General features: G+C 65.8%; 1 protein-coding gene. It reads left to right on the top strand.

Annotated elements, in window-relative coordinates:
• Window positions 1–260: diguanylate cyclase domain-containing protein (locus NDO48_RS29325; protein ID WP_267322933.1), on the top strand; the 260-nt coding region annotated here is incomplete at both ends.

The following is a 260-nucleotide window of genomic DNA, read 5'->3' as shown; positions in this document are numbered from 1 at the left end:
CGGTGTGCTCGAACACACCTTGCAGCGCCTGGCCGAAGAAGACCCGCTGACCGGCATCGCCAACCGCCAGGGCTTTCAGACCTTGCTGGCCGTGCGCCTGGCCGAAAGCGAAGGCCGCGGCATCGCCCTCGGGCATCTGGACCTGGACAACTTTCGCCACGCCAATGACGCCCTCGGCCATCAAGCGGGGGATCGCCTGATCCTGCAAGTGGTGGCCCGGCTCAAAAGTCAGCTGGAAGCGGGCGATCAGTTGGCCAGAC

This window comes from Aminobacter sp. MET-1, from assembly GCF_026521175.1.
GTDB lineage: Bacteria > Pseudomonadota > Alphaproteobacteria > Rhizobiales > Rhizobiaceae > Aminobacter.
This window is presented reverse-complemented; position numbering and strand designations above follow the sequence as displayed.